We start from the raw sequence: 17807 nt of genomic DNA on the forward strand, positions 1-17807 counted from the left end.
GTCAAGGATCTCTTCGCGGAACGAACACTCGCTGAAAGTGATCCCAAGTAAGTTTCGCGGGACCTCCGTTGCGGTGAATGGCATCGGAGGTGCCAGCCTCGCTTCGGCGCGGGCTCGAGGGCGACCGCGCAAGAAAGGAAGCGACCGGCTTCCTTTCCGAAAGCCAACCGGGATTTGGATTAACAGCCGCCGATCAATCAGAGTGGGCAGAGTCGGGGAAGGTATATCTGCCTACCCAACTCACGGCGTCCTCAATCGTATCGAAATTCTTGTGCTGCCCGCTCAGCAACCCGAACCCCGTCTCGAGGAACCATTTGCCCTTCGTGGAGTAGGCTTCCTCGTCGATCCGAGTCAGGACTGCAACCAGTTGGTCGAATTTCCAGACCAGGAGCCCCAGCTCTCCACCCTCGACCGTTCCGATTCGAGCTTCGTTGAGCGAAAATCCAGGAGCAATCGATGCTTTGCTCACCTTGATAAATCCCCTCAACTTCAAATGGATAGCAAAAAGCTCTTTGTCTGTTTCCTGTAAACGTCCCGCATAACGACACGCACGAATCTGTTAGCAGATCGCCGGCGAGTCAAGCTCTTTCACCGCATGATCCACCGTCCTTTTTTTGCACTGGAATGTGCAATTGCCATGGAATTTTGACCTTCCCAAGCGCGGGAGCCTCGGCCAAATGGTTGGGGTGCCATGCATTCCATTCCGGGCACCTCGCAAGTCTCGCGAGTGCCTCCCGGTCGAACAAGATCTTACGGCGTTGCGTGCCGAAGCGGTCGTGGAAAGAAGTCGATTTTGCCATCCGATACATCGGCCACAAGCGGGCAGGTAAGCGAAGACCCTCCAGTGGTCCTCCCGGGCATCGAACCTAGAGTGGGTTACATCTCGTCTGGGTTCTTTACATCGTCACGCGCCCATGGCGATACGTCTCCACGGCAGCTCTTTGCTACCGTCGCCGGGGTGATTTGAACCTACGCGTTTTCATCGCGGAGCTTCGCATCGAGGCGAGCGAATGCATCAGCCCCGAATAAGCGGTCAAATCGGATGAGCGTTCTCGAGAAAGTGGTACCCCTTCCGTGCTTCAAACAGATCTTGCGGAAAATGAGAGGGCTGAGTTGCCATCTTTTCGTTCCCTGACGGGCCAGTCGCGGGGGTGAGCACACCATGATTCATCGCCCAAACAGCAGCCTGCGTACGATTACGAACCCGAATCTTTCGAAGGATCGCCTTGACGTGGACCTTCACCGTAGCTTCGGCGATTCTAATCTCGCGCGCGATGGTTTTGTTAGAATCCCCTTTGATCAAGCAACGTAGAATACATTTTTCCCTGTCCGACAAAATTGACAGGTCTCTGTCGACATTCTCCATTTTAGCAGCTGCGACTGTCACATCATCCGTCACCGCGTCATATTTAAGATCATGCCTTATGTCCTGAATAAATGTCGAAGGCTCCACAGGTAACACCGTCTGCCCGAGCATAACCAACTCGAGAGCTTTGATGAACGTGTCGGAAGGAGCGACTTTTGATAAATATGCGTCAGCTCCCGCACGAAAGGCCGAAACTATATCGCTCGATCGACAGTGATCGGCCAGCACAACGACGTGGCTGTTCGAACAAATCGCTTTAAAGTCGGCAATTTGTGCGAATTCAGCATCTGCATCAGTACCGCCGACATCCAGGATGAGCAAGATCGGTCGGTGCTGGGGTAGCGGCTTCTGCAGAAGATCGTGAACACAAGCCGCAGAGAAAAGAATACGAAACTTTGCTGTATCCAAGATTCGACTAAGGCCTTCTCGGAGTAACTCGCTCGGCCCGACAAGCACCGTCATGAAAGATTGTTTTGTCATCGTAGCCTCCCCAACACGCCCGGTAAGGCGCTCGGGGCGCCAACCGCATATCTTTTAAGGTTACGCTAGGAAAACCCTACACCCAAATACCCTCTTTAGGCGTAGGGGCAGCGTCTCGGGACCATCGGGATTTCTCAAACCTGTTGGCCTTGGGGAAGGTATGATGCAGGCGGCGGGCCTGCATTCTTCGCAGCGTAGCGCATTGGACGAGTTCGTCCAAGTCGGTGCCTTATCCGGAAGGAGTGCCCACAAAGGGATAGTTGTGCCGCAGGCGGTGAAGGGTCACGATGAGGAAGAGTCTTGCCCGTCGACCCGTGCTCGACCAGTTCGGGGCGGCATCGTCACCATTGAAGGTGAAAGCCACACGCCATGGCCACAGAACACAATTCCGAGCCCGTCACTCCCTCGTCACGGGCCGGCGGCCGACGGATCAGGGGAATAAGGGCCATCCTGCTGGTCTTTGGACTCTCCGGTGTCGCCGTCCTGGGAGGGGCCGCGGTCAGAAACTTGGAGCCCCTCAACCGGGAGACCATCGGGGTTGTTTCCAGGGCCGTGGCGCAGAAGCTCGAGGATATCTCCGGAGCCGCGGTGCAGAAGGTCGAGGATATCTCCGAAGCCGTGGTACAGAAGGTGTCTGCTGCTATCGATAGCTGGCAAGATCAACCGGTTCAAGCCAGGGCCGAACCCTCCCGCGCGATCGTGTCGGGACCGGATGCGTCGGCCGCGACCTTGGTCGAGGCGAGCGTCGTCCCTGCCGTCCCCGCCATTGCCGAGCGCCCCAAAACCCTCGGCAAGGGACCGGATGCGCCGGCCGTGACGTTGGTCGAAGGGAGCGTCATCCCTGCCGTCCCCACCAGTGCCGGGCGCCCCAAAACCCTCGGCACGGCGCCAGAAACCGGAAGCCTGTTCGGCGTCGGCGACCGTCTCAGGGTCGTGTTCTACGAGCGCGTCGAGGTCGAGGAAGACAAATGGGGGGGCGCGTCCTCAGCCTCAGCCCTGCGCGGCATCCTGCAGCGTCCGGAACTGAGCGGCGAGTACATGGTCCAAGAAGACGGCACGATTTCCGTGCCCTTGCTTGGCTTCATTCCGGTCGCCAACCGGTCGACGCAACAGGTACAGGCCGACCTGGCGGAAACCTTCGAACAATTGCTGGGCCGCAAGGGGCTGGTCAACATCCTGTCGCTGGAGCGACCGCCCATTTACGTGCTGGGGCCAGTCAAGAATCCAGGCTCGTTCAAGTACGCGCCCGGCATGACGATCCTGCACGCCATCGCGCTGGCCGGCGGACTCGACCAGGGCCAGGGCGAGCCGTGGCAGAAGATCGAAGCCGTGCGTGAAAGCCAGAAGCGTAGCGGGGCGATCGATGCAATGTTGAAGTTGCTCGCTCGCGTGGCGGTGCTGAGAGCCGAGCGCGACGGTACGGCGCCCAAGATTCCACGCCAGCTGCTGGAGTTGGCCGGCGCGACTGAAGCCGCCAACCTCATCAGCGAGCAGAGCGACCGGCGCAAGGCCGTCGCAACGGCCCGCAAAGATCGCGAGCGCACGATTTTTCGTGCACTGGAGGCGGCCAGGCAGGATGTTGCCGCGTATGGGCGCATGGACTCGCTCGACGAGCTCATCAAGCTGCGCCAGGAGCGCGTCAACAGCATGCGCACGCTCGTGGACCGCAACGTTCTCAGCATGACGGTGATGGATCAGGTCCGGAGCGAGTTGTCCGACGCGGAACAGCGTCGGAAGGATGCCCTCAACCAGTACGCCATGGCCAAGCAGCGCCTCGCTTCGCTAGAGGCAGAGTCGTTGCAGATCCGGGCCGACCTCATGAACGATCTGGAGGTCGAGATCGAGTCCACCGAGACCCAGATCGCGGCCAATATGCGCGAGTTGAACGCCAGCGAAGGCGTCCTGGACACGCTGCCGATGACCCGCGCCCAGTCTGTGAAGGACGCGAACAGCGTAACCTATCAAATCGTGCGGCAATCGGCAGCCGGACCGGTCAGCATCGAGTCCCTCGGAATGACCCTGCTGCAGCCGGGCGACCTCGTCAACATTATCGTGGGCGACGGCGAGCCAAGAGAGCTGGGCGGCTCGCCGGTCCCGACCTCGTCGCCGACGGCGTCCACTGCCAACGATGCAGGGCTTGGCAGCGAGGTGGCGGAGGAGAGGATCGGTCCGAATTGATGCCCTGCAAGGAAACGAGTGGGAAGCGCCAAACGACCACTCGCCGACAGCTTGAACCGTTTCATGAACGAGCAGGTCCGCCTCAGCTGAGTTTCAAATATCGGCATGGACTGCCCGCCATGGGTAGTCAGGAATAGGGTCTTCACTTCCCGCGCCGGCGATACGAGACTTCTCCAAATAGGCCAAACAGGGCAAACCCCGAGCGCTCCCTGGCTGAACAGCAGCGCGCGTCGAGGACAGGAGTTCTTGATGTCTCAGTCATCGGTGCAGAACCCTATCGTGTGCCTTCAGTAGGACAAGCCATGCGCCAGGATACGGTTATCGACGTTACCGTGGAGGCCTTGCCCGACATCGCGAGACTTGAGACCATTTGGAAGGAGCTCGAAGCCCGAGCAACTTACTCATTCTATCTGTCCTGGCTCTGGATCGGAACCTGGCTGCGGCATCTGCCGGGGGGCGCGCAACCACATGTTCTGGTCGCCCGGACGTCAAGCAGAATCGTTGGGTTGGCGATTGTTTGCCGGCGAAGGGCCTGGAGTTTCGGGCTGCATGCGCGGGCGCGCTGGCTACTCAATGAAACCGGAGATGCTCGTTTCGATCGACTGTTCATCGAGTACAACAACATACTTGCGGAGCGATCCTTGGCCGATGCCACCAGAGTGGCATGCCTCGAGGCCTTAGCGCATCACTTGCGCTACTCTGACCAGTTGGTGCTCTCCGGTATTGATCCGGACTTTGAGTTGGCCGCTTGTCGCACCGCAGGCCGGGCTGGACTCCTTACCGATGTGAGAGCGGACGATACGGCGCGGTGGATTGATTTCGCTAAAGTCCGCCAGAAAGGCGGAAATTTCCGCGCCACCTTGGGCCGCAACACTCGGCAGACGGTAAGCCGTGCCATGCGGCTATATGCTGAACGCGGCCCCATTGCGTTCCGGACTATGGAAGTGACATCGGAGGCGCTCGCCGCATTTAATTTGCTCGCCGAGCTTCATCAGGCGCGGTGGGGACGCAAGGGAGCCTTTGCCAATCCGAGCTTCCGTCGATTTCACGAGGAGCTCATCTCACTCGGAGTTCCCGCCGGGACGGTCCGCATCTCACGGACATTGGCTGGAGAGCAGACAATCGGAATCCTCTACAATTTCGTGCATGACGGCCGTGTCTACAACTATCAAAGCGGCTTTCTCTATGAGCGCGACGGCCGGCTCAAGCCCGGGCTTGTCAGCCATGTTCTGGCAATTGAGGACAGCATCGGGCGTGGCGAGTGCGGCTACGATTTTCTGGCTGGGTTCTCCGGGCACAAGTCCCATCTGGCCAATGCCGAGCATCCCATGAAGTGGATCGCAATAGGCAGAGACGGTCCGGAGCGCCGCATCGAGGCAAAGCTGCGCGGTGCCAAGCGGGTGCTAGGGACCATTGCTACGAATATGAGAGAGGCCGTGGCTTGAAGCGTCGACCCAAGCAGGGCGGCCAGTCTGATTGGAGGCAGGTTTCTTGGACAATCGGTTCGCGGATCCAGCTCTTGGGCAGGCGAGTACCAGCAGGGGGTGCTGTTTGTCGGGATCGTGCGACTCGACCATTGTCGGTGCCGAACCCCACGGGCGGTCACTAGCAGCGACCCTGCGCGGACCGGGCGCAGCCCGCTCTGAAAGGGAAGGATTTGTAGGTTCCGGGCCTGCCTTGGCATCCATGTTTGCTCTGTATAGCTCGCCCTCAGAGCGGCTGTCTGAAGCAGAGTGCGTCTCCCGTTCAACTCGGGATCAAAGCACCAGTTCGCGCGGCGGGCTCTCAGATCTATGTTTCAGCGTGGCGGAATTGGTAGACGCACCGCACTGTTGATGCGGCGCCGAGAGGCTTGTAGGTTCGACTCCTACCGCTGGAGCCACCATTTCGGGTTGTTGAGCAAGGACCCTTTCGGCCCAGGTAGCTGCTCGCGATTTGCGCTTCAGTGCCTCACGATCCGGAGAGGTCGCCGTCGTCGCCCTCTACCAGGCAGGAGGTCGGGGGTGAGCGTTCTCCCTGTGCCCGAAGCGGACGAGATCGCAGCGCTCTGCTTTTCCGCCTCCGAGTATGGGTCCTACACCGCCCGTGGTCCGGAAGATTGGCTGGCAGGGCTTCCTCCGGCGCTTGACCCGGCTGGAGGCTATCTCCAAGGCCTTGGGGTGGGGCTTAGGCGGTGGTAGTCCGGAATTGGTAGTCCGGAATTGAAGTGCCCGCGATGCCATCATTCGCTTACGATGCACTGCGGATAAACGAGGGCACGCAAGGCACGGGACAGCGCTTCACTCGCATGTCGGGAGGCCCAATGTCGGCGGACGTGATGCAGATCCCGGAGCTTCTCGCGGACCTCGCGGTCAAAGACATCAAGGTCTGGGTGGAGGGCGACCGGCTGCGGTGCAATGCCCCCGCAGGCACTCTGACGGCGGAGTCTACCGACCAGTTGCGGGACCGGAAGGGCGAAATCATCGCGTTTCTGACTATGGCCGCGGTGGCGGCCCGGCAACAGTCTGCAATCATTCCCCTGCAAGCTCGCGGAACACGCACGCCCATTTACGCCGTACCCGGGCATATCGGGGCGCCCTTCTCATTCTCGGACCTGTCTAAGCACCTGGGCGGCGATCAACCGTTTTACGCACTCCAGCCGCCTGGCTTCGATGGGCAAAGCGAGCCGATGGACCGCGTCGAAGACATCGCCGAATATTTCGCCCGCCAGATCTTAGAATATCAGCCCACCGGTCCGTACATCATCGCCGGTTACTGCTCCGGCGCTGCAACCGCTCTCGAGCTGGCGAAAATCCTGCGCCAACGCGGAGCGGAGATCCCATGCACGGCGCTCTTTGGCCCGCTTCACCCCACCACCTATGGGGAATCGCCGCGTCTGCTCTTTTTCCTTGCCAAGCGTAGCGCCGATTCGTTCCTGCGAGAGGCAGCCAAGCTGCCGACATTCGGCGCTCGTCTCCGATTTTTCGGCAGTCGCCTCCGCAATCTCGGCGAGCGCGTCCGCAGCCTCGTGACCCCCATTCGCAAGAGCAATGAGCCGGTCCCGACGGATCCGGTGCTGGCGAGCAGAGCTCGACTCAAATCCACGGCGATCACGGCTTTGCGGCGGTACGTTCCCACGCCGTATTCGGGCCGAGTTTGTATATTCCTTCCGAACAAGGCCTGGATGCGATCGGGTGCAGCACCGCGCCGATGGCTTCGAGTGGTGCCCCATGCCGAGTTCTATTTCGGGCCCGAGGACTGCAACGATACCCTTATGCTGGAGGAACCGGACGCACCTGCCATCGCAGAGGTTTATCGCCAAGCAACCGGGCAAGCTGAACGATTGAGGTGATTGATTTTTTGATTTCTGCAATGGGGAGCGTATCTCATGAATGAAGTCCTACCAATCGCGGCGGAGGGCGTAGCGCTTCCCCTGCTGGAAGATGCCGATCAGCGGGCGCTGGTTATCGAATACAACGCCACGGCAGCGCCCTACCCGTCGGACAGGACGATCATCGATCTCTTCCGCGACCAGGTGGTGCGTAGTCCTGACGCCGAAGTGATCCGCTTCGGCGACGCAGCGCTGACGTATCAGCAGCTCGACGAACGTTCCAACCAGATGGCCGCGCATCTGAGCTCGACCGGCGTGGGGCCGGGTCGGATTGCCGTTGTGTTCATGGAGCACTCTCTTGAAGTCGTCGTCGCGATCTTAGGCGTCCTGAAGTCGGGCGCAGCCTATGTGCCGGTGGATGCGGCAACACCGAAGGGGCGTCTTGCAACAATCCTGAAGGACATTGCCGACGGGACCGACGGGCGGGCGCCGGTGGCGGTCACTCAGGCGCGTCTGCAGTCCGTCATTTCCCCGAACCTTGCCGACATTTTCGTGCTCGACGCCGATTTCGGGTCGATCTTGAATCAGCCGGACTCGGCCCGACCGTCGGCTGCCACTCCGGATGGCGCCGCCTATATCATCTTCACCTCCGGCTCGACCGGCACGCCCAAAGGCGTCGTGATCGAGCATCGGAGCCTGGTGAACTACATCTGGTGGGCCGCGCGGGTGTACAGTTCCGGCGAACGTCTCGCATGGCCGCTTTTCTCATCCCTCGCCTTCGACCTGACCGTCACGACGCTCTTCACGCCACTCATCACCGGTGGCCGCATCGTGGTCTATCTTGGTGATCCCGAGGTCCAGAGCATGGTCGTGCTCAAGGTCATCGACGACAATGCCGTCGATATCATGAAGCTGACGCCGGCGCATCTCGCGATGATCCGCGACCGCAATCTTGAGACCACAAGGCTGCGCAAGTTCATCGTGGGTGGCGAGGACTTCAAGGCCGGATTGGCTCGCGATATCACGAAAGCCATTCCCCATCCTATCGAGATCTACAACGAATACGGACCAACCGAAGCGACTGTGGGCTGCATGATACACCGTTTCGACATCGACCGGGATCAATCCGCATCGGTGCCGATCGGCGTTCCGGCCGCCAATGCGGGCATCTACGTCCTCAACAAGGCACATCAGCCCACCATCCCCGGCATTATCGGTGAGATGTTCATTGCCGGCGACGGCCTGGCGAGAGGTTATTTCAATCGCCCTGACCTCACTGACGAACGTTTCCTCACGGCCACCGATCCCCGAGACCGGTTTTCGAAGCTGCGGCTGTACAAGACGGGCGATCTCGCCCGCTGGAACTCGGATGGGCGCATGGACTTTCTCGGCCGCGCCGATCATCAGGTTAAGGTTGGTGGCGCTCGTATCGAACTGGGCGAGATCGAAGCCCGGCTTCTGAAGCACCCGCATGTTCAGGAATGCGCCGTCGCCGCCATCGCCACCTCGGTGGTGAAACCAGCGATACAAACAATGGCCCAAAACGGCCATGTCGAGCCGCCAGCGGTCGAAGACGGCATCGCACGACTTGTGGCCTATTATGTCTCGTCGAAACCTGTGACCGTGGCGGCCCTGCGCGCCCACCTTGCCGAAGAACTCCTGGAGCCCATGATTCCGACACACTATGTTCGCCTCGAACGGATGCCGCTCACGTCCAACGGGAAGATCGACCGCGTCTCGCTTCCCGAACCGACGGCGGAAAACATCCAGCCTGCACAAGACTTCGCCGCCCCCTCGACGGAGACCGAGAAGACGCTGGCCGCGCTGTGGTGCGATCTCCTCAAGGTCGAGTCGATCGGCCGTGACGACAACTTCTTTGGCCTGGGCGGGCAGTCGCTCTTGGTGATGCGGGCGGTGTCGCGCATGCAAAAGACCTTCGGGGTCGACGTGCAGCTTCGCAATCTCTTCGAGCGACCGACAGTGGCCGGACTGGCGGAAATGATCGACGCAATGCGCTGGGTGGCCGATTCCAGAGTCCCCTCACGCGAGGGACCGAGAGAGGAAATCGAACTCTAGCCTATCGGACGGCCCTCCGAATGGCCCTGGGGCGGATGAAGATGATGGACAAAGCTTGGGTACCTTCGCGTGGATCGGGGCTGCCTTGGGTAGCGGGGGAGTATGAGCTCTTACGGGACCAGGTCCGCCGGTTCGTCGAGGAGGAGATCAAGCCCTGCGCGGATCGCTGGGAAGAGGATGGGTTCATTCCCCGTAAGGTCCTGCGCCGCATGGGCGAACTCGGCTTCTTCGGCATCCGCTACCCGGCCGAGTATGGTGGTGCCGAGATGGACGCGGTTGCATCGACGGTCTTCGCCGAGGAGCTCGGGCGCTCGACCTTTGGCGGCGCCGCCGATGCGATGCTGGTCCACAGCGACATGGCTTCCATGTACGTCTTTCACGACGGAACCAAAGCCCAGCGGGCCCGCTGGATGCCGGGCATTATCAGCGGCGAGGTGATCACCGCGGTCGCCATCACGGAGCCGGATGCGGGCTCGGACGTGAAGGCCATCCGCACGCGCGCGCTCCGAGAGGGCGACACTTACGTCCTCGATGGCACGAAGCTCTACATCACAAATGGCGTCCACGCAGATCTCTACTGCGTCGCCGCCAAGACTGATCCCTCGGCAGGAAGCAACGGAATCACGATGTTCCTCGTCGAGAAGGGCACGCCCGGGTTCAGCGTTGCCCGGGAGTTGGACAAGCACGGCTGGCGCTCCTCCGATACGGCGGAGCTCGTCTTCGACGGTTGCCGTATCCCCGCGGAGAACGTCCTCGGCGCGGAGGGACAGGGCTTCTACTCCATCATGCGCAACTTCCAGAACGAGCGCCTTGTCCTCGCGGCCATGGCGATAGGGACGGCCGAGGCGGCGATCGATATGACCCTCGCCTGGGTGAAAGCCCGCCGCGCATTCGGGGGCGCCCTATGGGACATGCAGGCGATCCGTCAACGTCTCGCGATGCTCTCTGCGAAGGTGGAGGCAGGCCGCCAGTTTCTCTATGCCACAGCTTGGCGCATGGCGGCCGACGAAGATTGCCTGCGCGAGATCTCGATGTTGAAGGCCATCTGCGGCGAACTCGTCAACGAGGTCGCCTATGCATGCGTGCAATTCCACGGCGCCATGGGCGTCATGCGCGAGAGTCCGATCGAGCGGATAACGCGTGACGCCCGCGTCCTAACCATCGCCGGCGGCGCGACGGAGGTGATGCTGGAGGTGGTCGCGTCGATGTCGTGAGCAAAACGCCGCCGCCACATCATGCGTCGCATGCAAACCCCAGCTCAAGGATCGCATCCTGGCCGCCATGCACGACATCTCAGGTCTTGAGCGACGAGGGGGGCGGTTCATCGTGCACAGGGCCGGCGGCAGAATCCAGATTCGTCGCGAAGGCCAAGATGAGGGCCGCACACGCACCCTCGATGCTGACGGCGAGCGTCCAGCCCAGGACCAGGCCTTGAAGTCCACCGAGCTTCGCTCCCGCGATCACGAAGCACAGCTCCAGCAATCCGCCAAGCGCGAACCAGCGAGATGCCTTGCGCATCCTGTCGCCCAACCGCGCCAGCGTGCAGGCATGAAATTTAAGCGTTGATCCCAGCAGGCTGAAGCCGAGGAAGCGCAGGCTCGATCCGGCGATCTCAGGATAGGCCGGATTGAAGACCGCCAGGATCGTCTGCGAATAGGTGAAGACGAAGACGGCGCAGACTAGCGAGAAGAGCAATGACGCCATCACCGACAAAAGGATGTCATGTCTGGATTGTTTCGGGCTCGCTCGCACTACGGGGAACAGGACCGTGGCCATGGCTGCGGGAATCAACGAGGCGATGGAGACCAACATCCACAAGCACACGAAGGCAGCATTGATGGCCGGCGACAGTAGAACCAGCACGAGGTAAGGCATGATGAGGCCCGGCGCCTGCAGGGCCACGTCGAGCGCGTAGTGGTCGAAGACCTTCTTGCGGAGCGTTTGGAGCAGTTGGAAGTCGGGAGGCCCAACGAGTTGACGCGCACCGCCGCGCGTCAACAGGTCCACGCCGACGAGGGACGCCAGCAGGCCGGCCGCCCAGCTCAGAAGAAGCGCGACATGGGAGGTGTAGCCGGCAGCCGCGGCGGCGGCGATCAGCATCAGCTTCAACATGCCGAACAGCACCAGCCGGATCATCCTGCCGGCGCTGCGCAGGTTGCCCAGGAATGCCTGGTCGGCCACGATGGCGAGAACGGTCAGGCCGCAGCCGAGGACGAACGCAATACCCTCGAACCAGCCGCCGATCAGCGCACTCGAGCTGTAGAAGTAGGCATGCCCGAGGACGAACAACAAGGCGAGGCCGACCGCCAGCGCCACCCCGACGCACGCTGCTGCGGCCACCAGGCCGCGCTCCCTGCCAGGATTCCGGACGATCTCGCCCACCAGCATGGTTCCGAGCCCCGCCTCGCCCAGCGTGCCGATAAGCCCCATCACGGACAGCAGCGCTGCGGTGTTGCCGATCACGTCCGGCGAAAACAGCCGCGCCGCGAGCCACCAATAGACAAACCCGAGGCCGGCCGCGGCAGTCGTTCCGATTGCCAGAGCGCCGGAATTCATTACGAGCGCGGCACTCTTTCGAAGCTCTCGACGCACGCGAACAATGGCCGTTCCGGCGCGGTCTACCGACATGGTTGCTGTCCCGAACCTTGCTGCGCCGGCACCGCGGACCTGGCGGCGGCTGGGCGCAGGACGTCCCGGTAGACCTGCTCGATCCGGGTCACCACCGCTCCGGCCTTGAGGCGCTCGACCTTGGCGAGGCTTGTCGCCTCCAGCCGGGCGAGCAAGGCGCGGTCCTCAAGAAGTGTCTGCATTGCGTTGGCGAGGGCCTGCGCGTCGCCGCTCGGCACGAGAAGGCCTGTTTCGCCATGGTCGACAATATCCGGCATGCCGCCGATGTCGGTTGCAACGACTGCCTTTCCGGACGCCATCGCTTCCATGATCACTGTCGCGCAGGCTTCTGGCCCCACCGACGGCAGCACGCCGAACAGTGAGCGCCGCCATGCATGCATGATGGCGGAATGCGGCCACATGTTGAAGACTAGAACGTTCGGCGGAAACTCGGTTGGCGTATCGGCGACCCGGCGCCCGACCAGGACAAGTTGCGGCGCACGCTCCAGGCTGGCATAGGCTTGCAGGAGAACGTCAATGCCTTTGAGGCGCGTCAAGTCGCCGACGAACAGGATGAATTCACTCCCGGGGAGTCCCCGCAGGCAGGCATCTTCCGGGCCAAGCACTTCGACATCGTCAGGCACGAAGTTGGGGATGACGTCGTAAGGAGCACGGCCTTGGGTGAGTCCGGTGTGACGGGCCACCGCGTGGCTCACTGCGATAAAGCGGTCCACCACGCGCCGAGCGGCGAAGCTCGATGCCCAGTTGCCCAAGCTGGTCGCGGCCGCCTTCACCGCGCCGTAATGCCCTGTTGCGCAGGGCAGGCACTTTGCCGGCGCTGGCCCACTGCAGAGATTGGCGCCCAAGTGCATGAAGTTCTTCTTCGCGCAGACAAGGCCGTAATCGTGGAGTGTAACCACGAGGCGTGCACCACTCAGACCTTTGAGCGGCAGGAAGGACGCGTAAATCCAGTTATGGGCGTGAACGATGTCCGGCTCCTCCCGGGCGACCAGCCGCTTCAGGGCAAGCACCAGTTCGGGATCCGGGAAGGGCGGTGCATGGCGGCGCTCGGGATCGGTGTGGAGGCCCGACAGCCGCTGGAGCGTGCCGCGCAGGCGATGCACGCGGACCGCGCCGTCCAGCTCGGTTTCGGGAGATCCGGGATGCATCAAGGTCCCGACGCTGACATGATGGCCCCGCTGCGCCAGAGCTGCGCCGAGATTGCGGACGTGCCGCTCCTCTCCCCCGATCACCGGGGGATAGAACTGCGACAGCAGCAGGATGCGCATGATCGAACCTCATTTCAGTTGCGCGGCACCAGCGTCGAAGCCCTGCGATAGAGCCGGTTATCCTCCGGTCGATAGAGCCGCGCCTCGGCCGTCTGGCGAGTTGCCAAGGCGGGCACCGGGATTTCCTGCGTCCAGGTGTCGCCCGGCGCGACCGCGATCGATCGGAAAACGGCGTACGGTTGCCCATCAAGAGTGATTTCCAGGTCGAATCGCTGAGGTTGGGTCTCGGCGCTCCTGATGCCGACGGTGATCCGGCCGGACCCGGCGCTGGCCCATGGCAACAGCCAGAACTCCGTGTACTTGAATTCCCGGTGGGCCGCTTCGTCCCGGACGGCCAGCGCGTAGGCTCCGCTCGCCACAAGCACCGCTAGCATCACCGCGGCCCCCTGCCAAAGTCGCAGCGGCGCAAGCGCCGGCCGGGCTGGCAGATCGGGAGTGTCGCGTCGGATGGCGGCCACCAGCGCCGCGGCGGCTGTCACCGCGCAGAACCAGACCGCCCAGCCGAGCGGCGTAAGGAAGCCTGTGGCGTTCAGGGCAAAGCCCCCGGCAATGCCGGCGGCCAAGCTTGCTCCGACCGCGTAGGTGAGGTGTTGCAGCACCGAGGTGGTCCGGACGCCAATGGCCCGCAGAATCGAGTGGCCCGAGACGACGAACATCATGGGCGCACCCAAGAGGGTACGGAGGAACACGCTGTCGCTGAGCGCAACGGCCGCCACCGTGACCGCCGCCCACAGACAGGCGACCAGGAGGTCCCGCTTGTTAGGAATTCCCATGCAATCCCCTCACGTCGTAGATCACGATCGAGCCGTTGTCGTAAATGCGGGCGACGCCCTGGACATCATTGAACTTGAGCAGCGCTGCGCCCGAAAGCGGCAGTCCCTTCTGCCGTTGCCACGGCTGAAAGTAGAAGCCCAGCACCGGCGGAGCCGTGGTCAGGCGCAGGTCCACCAGCAGGAAATCAATGTCGCTTCCTGCCAAGGCCCAAAACTCTTCAGGCCCCAATGTCTCACCCTCGAATATGCGCGCGGCATCGACGCCTTCTTTGATCTTGACCCTGACGTCCTGCCGGCCGTAGCTCGCAAGCAGAAGGCGGTTGATGCGGTCGGAGGTGAAGTGGTTTCCGGCACCGAGCCACTCCTTGGCCCAGCGCGCCGTTTCGATTCCCATGGGCTCGACTGAGTCCTGATCTGCCGCCACCCTGTAGCGCCCATGGATGGGATTGATCGTGGCACTCGCGACCCCGCCCACGACGATGACCGCCAGAGCAACGGCCGGTACGATGCGGCGCCACCCGCGCGGCGTGCGGCCCTGCCAGAAGTGGACGATGCTCACCGCGACGACCATCCCGACGCCGATGAACACGAACGTTCCCATGCGGTTGCCGATTTCCCATCCGGCGTTGGTCAGTCGGAAGGCCACCGAGACCGGGAGCCCGAAGGCCAGTAAGGTGAGGAGCACGAGGCGGCTGTCGCGCCAGCGGCGTTTGAGAATGGCCTGGATCGGACGCCAACCCGACCGCTCACCACTCGGCGCAGCCATGGCCAGCGACCGAAAGAATCCCGTTGCCAGGCCGAGTGCCAGCAGGATGAGCGCCAGCAAGGTGGTCAGCCGCATGTAGAGGGCCTTGTCCGGCGCTCCGAGGTGTTCCGATATTGGGGTGGCCGCGCCCAGGATCTTCCCGAGCAATGCGGAGAAGCCGGCCTCGATCACCGGGCCGAAATAGGCTGCGAGAGGGATGCCACTGGCCTGCATCCACAGGAACGGCAGACCTATGGCCAGGATCGCCGTGAGGCCCACGACGACCGCGGCCCCAATCCGCAGGGGGTCGTGCCGGCGCAAAGCCTCGAGGCCCGCCAGCGCCGCGAAATAGATGGCGGCAAAGGCGGCCGAAAGATGATGCGTGACCGCGAGGCTTGCCAACAGCACGGCAATCAGCGCGAACGACTTCAGCCTCGGTCGCCCGACGAGCTCCCTGGACGCTGCTTCGACCGTGAAGGTGAGCACGCACAACACGATGCCGACGCTCTCGTAGGAGAAACTCGAGTCGAACAGGAAGAAGGTCGAGCAGCCCATATAGGCCAGACAGGCGATGGCCGACATGCGCGGCGATCCGGCGATGCTTTCGAGGAACAGAAACAGGGCACCGATGAACGTGGCCTTGAGGACGGCCAACAAGAGCGTCCCCGCCACAACCAAGGGCAGTCCCGTCAGATCGACGATCGCCGTCGTCAGGATTTCCAGGGCGGGATACGTTGGCCCGATCGGGAAAAGCGGGTTGGACAGGAACAGCCGGCGCGCCGTGAGAAGATCCTCGGCTGCGATCCAGTGCAAGAACTCGTCGTAGCCGCTGAAGCTTGTCGGGGAATAGACCCTTTTGCAGTAGAATAGGGCTTCGGCAAGCAGGAACAGAAGGCACAGGCGCTCGCCGCGGGCTGTCGTCGGCCAGGCGATGCGGAGGCTGGTTGGAACCACGAGGAGGACAACACCGGACCAGAAGAGCACCGGCGCCACGTCATAGCCCCGGCGCCCGGCCGCGTGCCCGGCCACGATCAGGAGCAGAGCCGCGGCGGCCGTCAGGCACAGGATCGCGATCCATCCGGAGTTGGCCCGTTGCGGCGAGGGATCTGCGCTGCCGCCGCGAAGGTCGGGGCCGATAACGGCAGAGACGAAGCGTATCCCGGCCCTGAGCGGGTTTATCCTGGTTCGCGCGGTGAAATGAGCCGATGTCATCAGCCTGATGCTCCCGTCGCAGGAGGCCACGACATCACGCCGCCGGGAGTCAATCGGGCCGCGGATCGGCTGCTCAGGACATCGCAATAGACGTCGCTCAGCTTTTGCGCGCAGGCATCCCAGTCGGGCAGCGCCAAATCCGGCACCTCGCGATGAGCCTCCAGTTCCTCGGCCATGGCGGCGGCCAGCTCTCCCGGACCGGCGTTGCACGAAATCGCCCGGCACAGGCCATTGGCGGCAAGCTCCCGCAGACCGGACGTGTCGCTGACCAGGACCGGGCGGCGCAGCGACAGGGCTTCCATCACGGCGACCGGATGGGCTTCGTACTCGCTGAACAGCACGAACAGCGCGGCACTCGCCAGCAGGTCTGCCATTTTCTGCCGCTCGGATCCGGGGATGCCCGCAATTGTGACCCGCTTCTCGAGGCCGAGCGCCGCGACGAGGCGCCGCAATTCTCTCTCGTACGGCCCTGTACCGACGATGTGCAGCCGTACGTCCGGTACCCGGCGGATCAGGTCGGGCAAGGCCGCGATCGCCCGGTGATGGCCCTTGTAGCGCTCCAGCCTGCCGCCCGAGACGATCAGGTGCGGATCGACCTTTACGCCGGGGTTCGGAGCCGGCATCGCGGCGCCGTTGGGGATGACGACAAACCGCTCCCGCGGCACGCCCATCCTCGCGCTGAAGAAATCGGCTTCGAATTCGGAGACGCCGATCAGCCGCGCTGCCCGGGCTACCAGCGGCCGGAGCAGCGCATGCTGGGTGCGGCGTACTGCATTGCGCAGCCGGGAGGAATGCCCGCCGCTGTGGAAGGTCAGGACGAACGGCATACGGGTGCGGATGACTGCAAGCAGTCCGATCGGCACCACGAAACTGCTGTAACCCTGGAAGTGGACCAAATCCCAAGCCCCGCGCCGGATCGCGGTATAGATGCCGGGCGCCACATAGAGGTCCAGTTCCCTTGGCCAGGCCGGCACGCGCCGCACACGCATGCCGCGCACCTCCTCCTCAACCGGCAATTCGCCCGAGGGATCGGTGGTGAGCACGTCGACTGTGTGGCCACGCGCGACCAAGCGGGGACCGACCTCCTGGATGTGAGTTTCAGTGCCGCCCATGAAGGGATAGCAGCGAGCGGCAACCATCAGGATTCGCATCAGGCCTACCCGCCGTCATCACAGGCTGTCACGCCTCGCCTGTGCTGTTGGTGAACCCTCTCACGCAGGATGGTCTTGAGGACGCGCCAGCCGTCCGGGATTGCGCGCAAATGGCTCTCGCCGCTGATGCGGGGAGCCTCGAAACTCGCCACCTCGACGATATTGAGGTGGTTCTTCAATGCCCGTACGTTGATCAGGGTCTCTATCTCGAAGCCATCGCAGTCGCAATTCAGCGTGCCGACGTGCTTGGTCCAGAAGGCTATGTATCCGTAGCATAGGTCGGAGAACCAACCGCCATAGAGCAGTCGCACGAACAGGGTCAGCCCCCTGTTGCCAAACATCCGGAACAGCGACATGTCATCGGTACCGGCGCCCTGGATAAAGCGTGAACCCTTGACGAGATCCGCGCCGGCCATTAGCGCACTGACAAAGACGATCGCCTGCTCCGGCACCATGGAGCCATCAGCGTCCAGCATGACGATGATGTCGCCTGTGGCGGCCCGGAATCCCGCTTGCAGTGCAGCGCCCTTGCCCCGGCGGGGCTCCATCACAACCTTCACGTCCGCGCGCAGGCCGCGCGCGACCGCGACAGTGTCGTCTGTCGATCGACCATCCACGAT

13 protein-coding genes and 1 tRNA gene are annotated in these 17807 nt (G+C 62.6%); 6 read left to right on the plus strand and 8 right to left on the minus strand.

The window, feature by feature from the left end:
* Positions 1-193: 193 nt before the first annotated feature.
* Positions 194-469, minus strand: a complete 276-nt coding sequence (locus EN742_RS05710; RefSeq protein WP_189347470.1) for a hypothetical protein — start codon at positions 467-469, stop codon at positions 194-196.
* A gap of 564 nt (positions 470-1033) precedes the next feature.
* Positions 1034-1846: a response regulator transcription factor gene (locus EN742_RS05715; protein WP_126055868.1), complete on the minus strand. Its 813-nt coding sequence runs from the start codon at positions 1844-1846 to the stop codon at positions 1034-1036.
* Between the two features lie 369 nt (positions 1847-2215).
* Here EN742_RS05715 and EN742_RS05720 point away from each other — a divergent pair, with 369 nt between their 5' ends.
* The 6 genes from EN742_RS05720 to EN742_RS05745 all read left to right on the plus strand — a co-directional run bounded on the left by EN742_RS05720 (position 2216) and on the right by EN742_RS05745 (position 10624).
* Positions 2216-4024 (plus strand): polysaccharide biosynthesis/export family protein, encoded by a 1809-nt coding sequence (locus tag EN742_RS05720; protein WP_127405388.1) that lies wholly within the window; start codon positions 2216-2218, stop codon positions 4022-4024.
* 302 nt (positions 4025-4326) lie between these two features.
* Positions 4327-5469: a GNAT family N-acetyltransferase gene (locus EN742_RS05725; RefSeq protein ID WP_127400068.1), complete on the plus strand. Its 1143-nt coding sequence runs from the start codon at positions 4327-4329 to the stop codon at positions 5467-5469.
* A gap of 352 nt (positions 5470-5821) precedes the next feature.
* Positions 5822-5906, plus strand: a tRNA-Asn gene (locus tag EN742_RS05730).
* A 420-nt stretch (positions 5907-6326) separates the two neighbouring features.
* A complete protein-coding gene (locus tag EN742_RS05735; protein ID WP_245482272.1) occupies positions 6327-7355 on the plus strand; it encodes an alpha/beta fold hydrolase in 1029 nt (342 codons plus the stop codon).
* A 36-nt stretch (positions 7356-7391) separates the two neighbouring features.
* Positions 7392-9410 (plus strand): non-ribosomal peptide synthetase, encoded by a 2019-nt coding sequence (locus EN742_RS05740; RefSeq protein ID WP_127405387.1) that lies wholly within the window; start codon positions 7392-7394, stop codon positions 9408-9410.
* Between the two features lie 41 nt (positions 9411-9451).
* On the plus strand, positions 9452-10624 hold the full coding sequence (locus EN742_RS05745; protein WP_245482271.1) for an acyl-CoA dehydrogenase family protein: 1173 nt from the start codon (positions 9452-9454) through the stop codon (positions 10622-10624).
* A 79-nt stretch (positions 10625-10703) separates the two neighbouring features.
* On the opposite strand, the gene EN742_RS05750 is transcribed toward EN742_RS05745, so the two are convergent.
* The 6 genes from EN742_RS05750 to EN742_RS05775 all read right to left on the minus strand — a co-directional run.
* A complete protein-coding gene (locus EN742_RS05750) occupies positions 10704-12038 on the minus strand; it encodes a hypothetical protein (protein WP_126055871.1) in 1335 nt (444 codons plus the stop codon).
* Positions 12029-13306: a glycosyltransferase family 4 protein gene (locus EN742_RS05755; RefSeq protein ID WP_126055872.1), complete on the minus strand. Its 1278-nt coding sequence runs from the start codon at positions 13304-13306 to the stop codon at positions 12029-12031. Before EN742_RS05755 ends, EN742_RS05750 begins: the two co-directional genes overlap by 10 nt.
* A 14-nt stretch (positions 13307-13320) precedes the next feature.
* Complete coding sequence (locus EN742_RS05760; RefSeq protein ID WP_126055873.1) at positions 13321-13965, minus strand: hypothetical protein; 645 nt, start codon at positions 13963-13965, stop codon at positions 13321-13323.
* 100 nt (positions 13966-14065) lie between these two features.
* A complete protein-coding gene (locus EN742_RS05765) occupies positions 14066-16036 on the minus strand; it encodes a hypothetical protein (RefSeq protein WP_126055874.1) in 1971 nt (656 codons plus the stop codon).
* On the minus strand, positions 16036-17187 hold the full coding sequence (locus EN742_RS05770) for a glycosyltransferase family 4 protein (RefSeq protein WP_127399817.1): 1152 nt from the start codon (positions 17185-17187) through the stop codon (positions 16036-16038). Before EN742_RS05770 ends, EN742_RS05765 begins: the two co-directional genes overlap by 1 nt.
* 5 nt (positions 17188-17192) lie before the next feature.
* Positions 17193-17807: glycosyltransferase family 2 protein (locus tag EN742_RS05775; protein ID WP_148670035.1), on the minus strand; the 615-nt coding region annotated here is incomplete at its 5' end.

The sequence above is a fragment of the Mesorhizobium sp. M4A.F.Ca.ET.020.02.1.1 genome (genome assembly GCF_004022645.1).
Lineage (GTDB): Bacteria > Pseudomonadota > Alphaproteobacteria > Rhizobiales > Rhizobiaceae > Mesorhizobium.

What these genes read in the sequence shown, in the direction of transcription:
- EN742_RS05750 (WP_126055871.1), bottom strand. Translation starts at nt 12,038, where the DNA reads ATGTCGGTAGACCGCGCCGGAACGGCCATTGTTCGCGTGCGTCGAGAG.
- EN742_RS05765 (WP_126055874.1), bottom strand. Translation starts at nt 16,036, where the DNA reads ATGACATCGGCTCATTTCACCGCGCGAACCAGGATAAACCCGCTCAGG.
- EN742_RS05720 (WP_127405388.1), top strand. Translation starts at nt 2,216, where the DNA reads ATGGCCACAGAACACAATTCCGAGCCCGTCACTCCCTCGTCACGGGCC.
- EN742_RS05760 (WP_126055873.1), bottom strand. Translation starts at nt 13,965, where the DNA reads ATGATGTTCGTCGTCTCGGGCCACTCGATTCTGCGGGCCATTGGCGTC.
- EN742_RS05725 (WP_127400068.1), top strand. Translation starts at nt 4,327, where the DNA reads ATGCGCCAGGATACGGTTATCGACGTTACCGTGGAGGCCTTGCCCGAC.
- EN742_RS05740 (WP_127405387.1), top strand. Translation starts at nt 7,392, where the DNA reads ATGAATGAAGTCCTACCAATCGCGGCGGAGGGCGTAGCGCTTCCCCTG.
- EN742_RS05770 (WP_127399817.1), bottom strand. Translation starts at nt 17,187, where the DNA reads ATGCGAATCCTGATGGTTGCCGCTCGCTGCTATCCCTTCATGGGCGGC.
- EN742_RS05715 (WP_126055868.1), bottom strand. Translation starts at nt 1,846, where the DNA reads ATGACAAAACAATCTTTCATGACGGTGCTTGTCGGGCCGAGCGAGTTA.
- EN742_RS05735 (WP_245482272.1), top strand. Translation starts at nt 6,327, where the DNA reads ATGTCGGCGGACGTGATGCAGATCCCGGAGCTTCTCGCGGACCTCGCG.
- EN742_RS05745 (WP_245482271.1), top strand. Translation starts at nt 9,452, where the DNA reads ATGATGGACAAAGCTTGGGTACCTTCGCGTGGATCGGGGCTGCCTTGG.
- EN742_RS05755 (WP_126055872.1), bottom strand. Translation starts at nt 13,306, where the DNA reads ATGCGCATCCTGCTGCTGTCGCAGTTCTATCCCCCGGTGATCGGGGGA.